Source organism: Streptomyces sp. 13-12-16 (genome assembly GCF_002114215.1).
In the GTDB taxonomy this organism is placed as follows: Bacteria; Actinomycetota; Actinomycetes; order Streptomycetales; family Streptomycetaceae; genus Streptomyces.
Window position 1 is genome coordinate 1 of sequence record NZ_NCTE01000210.1, and the last position, 4,564, is coordinate 4,564.

Genomic DNA, 4,564 nt, shown 5'->3' on the forward strand with positions numbered 1-4,564 from the left:
CGCACCGCGGCCGGCGCCGGCCCCTCAAGGCCGCCCTCGGCGCCCTCGTGGCCGCCGCTGCCGCCACCGTCGTCGTCGGCATGGGGTGGCTCGTGACGCAGACCGGGGGAGCGGCCGACTCGGACGCGGGCAGTTCCGCCGCGCAGGCCGACTCCAGGGAGGCGGGAGGGAAGGACGCGGGCGGGGCCGCCTTCGGCAGCCCCCGCTACCTCGCCTGCGCCCGCCTCGTCGCCGAGGGCACCGTGCTGACGGTGGACCCGGTGCCGGGGGCCGGGGCGGAACGCGTCACGCTGAGGGCGAGCCGCTACTACAAGGGCGAGGGCGAGGTCACCTTCCTCCGGGACCCCGCCGGTGACGTCCCGCTGCACGAGGGGGACCGGGTGCTGGTCGGCATGCCCGCCGAGGGCGTCCACCCGGACACGGTGGTCGTCGGGGAGGCGGACATCGCACCCGAACGGGTCCGGATCACCGCCTCGCTCCCCGAGTCGCGCACCCTCACCTGCGACTGAGCACGACGAAGGGGCGGGCGCCCGCAACGGGCGCCCGCCCCTCACCGAGCCGGCCGGTTCCTTACGGAACGACCTTCTCGATCGCCACGCTGCCGACGCCCGCGACCGTGCCGCGCGCGTTCACCAGCTGTACGCGCCCGAAGAACGCACGCCCCTCGGGGGCCGCCGCGGCGACGGTGACGTCACCGGAGACGGTGGCCGAGTCGCCCGTGCCGAGCTCCACCGGCGCGGAGCCGTCGACGGTGACGGAGCCGAGCGAGGCGGAGAAGAACACGTCCAGGTAGTCGTAGTCCGTGGAACCGGCCGGGACGGAGTAGCCCACGACCTTCACGGTGTACGTACCGGCCGCCGGGGAGGCGATGGAGACCGACTCCTCCGAGTCGCCGTCGGCGGACTGGGCGACCTGGTCGCCGTCGGCGTCGTAGACCGTCAGGTCCAGGTCGGCGGAGGTGTCCGAGACGTTGCCGACGGCCACGTCGAGGGACGTGGCGCCCTCGGGCACCTCGACCGTGGTCGTGTGCGTGTCACCGGTCCCGATGGCCGGACGGGCCGTCTTCGACGAGCCGAGCGGGCCGCCCACCAGCTCGCCCTCCAGCGCGGCGAACTCGTTCGCCACCGTCCACGAGACGGCGGCCGGGGTGCCGACCTTCGCCTCGGGCACGGTCACGGTCTCCGGGTCGAAGGCCGCGCCGAGGACGGCGACGTCCAGCTCGTACGGGTTGTCGAGCAGCGGCGAGGTGCGCCGGGCCTCGACCTCGATCTCCCACACGCCCGGCTGCGGGTCCGCGTACGACCGCACGTCGGGGCGGCAGGTGTTGGCCGGGTTGGTGTAGTTCGGGTAGCAGTTGACCGTCGACGTCGGGTCGGCCGGGACACCGTACGGGTGGATGGCGATGAACCGGGTCTGGCTCCCGTCCTCCAGCCCGCTCATCGCGACCTCCAGCGTCTTCGCGCCCTCGGGCACGGTGACGAAGTAGGAGGTGGTGCTGTTGCGCTGGGCCGTGCCGGACGTGGAGAAGGTGTGCTCCAGCGGCTCGGAGACGACCACGGTGGTGAGGATCTGCTGGTCGACGCCCTCGGTGCGCGGGTCGTCGGCCTCCAGGATCGCGCTCTTGATGCCGGCCGAGCGCGGCGCGGCCCGGACCTTGACGGTGACCGGCTCGTTCAGCGGCAGCCGGACGTCGTCGTCGCCGGCGATGCGGAAGGCGCCGCCCTCGTCGTTCTCGATGTCGAGCTCGTGCCGGATCGCGCGGTCGGGACCGGACGTACGGGTGATCGTGATGTCGTACGTCTTCTTCTGCCCGGCCTCCAGGCCGCCCTCACGGTCGTAGAGGCCCGTGCCGAAGCCGGGCGTCTCCAGGAACTGGTCGATCGCGGTGTCGACCGGCGCCTTCACCGTGTACTCGTGGGCCGTGGCGCCGTCACGGATGGCGTCCCAGGCGTCCTCGATGTCGATGAGACCGGCGCCCTCCTCGTAGGCCTGCACACCCTTGATGTGCTCGGCGGTGGAGGTGAGGGCGGTGCGCAGCCCGGCGGGCGTGAGGTCGATGCGCTTCTGCTTCGCGGCGGACAGCAGCAGCGCGGAGGCGCCGGCTGCCTGCGGGGAGGCCATCGAGGTGCCCTGGAGCATGCCGTAGCCGGCCGGGAGGTCGTAGCCGGCCTCGGCGACCGGGGCGCCCGGCATCCAGGTCTGGATGGTGTTGATCGCCGCGCCGGGCGCGACCAGCGTCGGCGTGAAACCGCCGTCCTCACGCGGACCGCGCGAGGAGAACGGCATCATGGCGTACTTGGTCCTCACCACGGAGCCGTAGTTGGCGGCCCAGGTCTCCCGGGAGACGGACGCGCCGACGGAGATGACCTTGTCGGCCAGACCGGGGTCGCCGATGGTGTTGGCGCCGGGGCCGGAGTTGCCCGCGGAGATCACCAGCTGGACGCCGTAGGTGTCGATCAGGCGGGTGTAGAGCTCGGCGCGGGCGTTGTTGCCGTCGTTGAGCGCCGGCAGACCGCCGATGGACATGTTGACGATGTCGACGCCGCGCTCGGTGACGAGGTCGATCATGCCCTCGGTGAGCGCCACGTTGGTGCAGCCGCCGGACCAGGTGCAGGCGCGCGAGGAGACGATCTTCGCGCCGGGGGCGGCACCGTCCATCCGCCCGCCGAACAGGCCGTTGGCGGCGGTGATGCCGGCGACGTGCGTGCCGTGCTCGGACTCGATGACACCGATGTTGACGAAGTCGGCCGTCTTGCCGGTCCAGTCGCCGCCGTAGGGGTCCATCGGGACGTCCTCGCGGATCTCCACGACGAACGGCTGGCGTTCGGCGATGTCGGTCTTCGGGTCGTCGGTGCCGAAGTACCCGATCTGGAAGCCGTCCTTGTACGGCTTCATGGGCGTGTCGTCGGTGAAGTCGGAGTTGTTGTTCAGGTCGACCCGGACCGTGCCGGCGGCGGCGTCGTAGAGGACGCCCCAGGAGTCGGTGGTGTCGCCGTCGCGGTTGGCGTCACCGGCCGCGTCACCGCCGGTGGTGTACGACTCCAGGAACGTGCTGATCCGGTACGAACCCGCCGGGGCCGTCCAGGTCCTGCCGCCGTGGGTGAAGGTCGGTCCGGAGACGGAGGAGACCATCGGGCGCCAGGTCCGGTCGTTGTCCACGATCGGGTCGGTCGCCGTCACCCAGTCGACGATCTTGCGCTCGCCGGTGGTGGTCCTCTGCAGCGCCGGGTGGCCGAGGTCGACGCCGGAGTCGAGGATGCCGATGGTGACCCCGCGCCCGTCCGCCTTCGGGTTGTCCTCGACGAACTCGACGGCACCGGTCTCGAAGGACGGGTTGTACGGGTTCTCCGCGGGCGTCCGCTTCCCGGGAGCCGGGTAGGTGCGGTCGCCGTGCCCGCGGTCCTTGCCCCCGGCCTGCTTCGCGGTGTCCGCGCTCGGCGTCGGGTCGTCCAGCGGGATCTCCTCGCGCAGGTCGACGCCGTGCACGGAGGCGAGCTTGGTGGCGGCGGCGATCGCCGCGTCCGCCTTGCCGGTGGGGACGGTGGCCCGGACGTAGCCGAGCTTGTCGTGGGTCCGGCCGACCGAACCGCCCTTGACCGCGTCGAGCTGCTCGGTGACCTGCTCGGTCCGGCCGGGAGCGGTGGCGATCATCATCGTGACGTTCTTGGCACCGTCGGCCTTGGCCTCGGCGAGCAGGTCCGCGTCGTCCGTACCGAGCTTGTCGTGCGCGGACTTGACGTCGGCGTCGGCCGGGGCGGCGGGCGGGGTGTCGGCGGCCATGGCCAGGGGGATCGGCCCGGCCGCGGAGAGTGCGGCGACGAGACCGGCGGCCACGGCGATACGGGCCACGCGTCTGGCGCCCGGTATCGGTTCGCGCTGTGGGGAGTGGGTCATCGGCATCCCTTGTAAGTAAAGGAACGATCGTGGAGCGGCCGAGGCCGATCGGCCCTGGTCGCGACGGTCCGGAACGCGATTCCGGACGATCGTTGAGCCTTACGCAAGGGGTGGGTGTTTGGCGAGAGTTGGCCGAGCCGAAATGGATGTATGGGGAAAACCCCCGATGTCCTTATGGGGAGATGAGGTGCCGAAGGCGACAAGTCGCCCATGCGGCCCACGTGGTACGGGCCGCCGGGTTAACGTCCCTGGATGCGACGGAACCTGAGGGTGGCGGCCTACGCCGTGGTGGTGCGCGACGGACAGTTCCTGCTCGCCCGGTCACCGGGCCCCGGCGGCGTGCCCGAGTGGGTGCTGCCGGGCGGCGGCATGGAGCACGGCGAGGATCCCTACGACACCGTGCGGCGGGAGGTCGAGGAGGAGACCGGCTACCGCATCGAGGTCACCGGACTGCTCGGTGTGAACTCCACCCGCCGCACCTTCCCCGCCCGCTTCGGCCGCTCCGTCGACCACCACGGCGTACGGCTGGTCTACGAGGGCCGGATCACCGGTGGTGAACTGCGCAGTGAGATCGGCGGCTCCACGGACCTCGCCGCCTGGCAGCCCCTGGACGCCGTCCCTGACCTGGTCCGCGTCCGCATGGTCGACATCGGACTGCGGCTGTGGCGGG

At 72.0% G+C, this 4,564-nt stretch carries 2 protein-coding genes and 1 pseudogene; 2 read left to right on the top strand and 1 reads right to left on the bottom strand.

Annotated elements, in window-relative coordinates; genetic code table 11:
• Nucleotides 1-509: pseudogene (locus B7767_RS46255) on the top strand (hypothetical protein); the annotation flags it as partial.
• A gap of 61 nt (nt 510-570) precedes the next feature.
• On the opposite strand, the gene B7767_RS09670 reads toward B7767_RS46255, so the two are convergent.
• Nucleotides 571-3,894 (bottom strand): S8 family serine peptidase, encoded by a 3,324-nt coding sequence (locus tag B7767_RS09670; RefSeq protein ID WP_085571827.1) that lies wholly within the window; start codon nt 3,892-3,894, stop codon nt 571-573.
• Nucleotides 3,895-4,146: 252 nt separating this feature from the next.
• On the opposite strand from B7767_RS09670, the gene B7767_RS09675 reads away from it, so the two are divergent.
• On the top strand, nt 4,147-4,564 hold a 418-nt coding region (locus B7767_RS09675), incomplete at its 3' end, for an NUDIX hydrolase (RefSeq protein WP_179167089.1).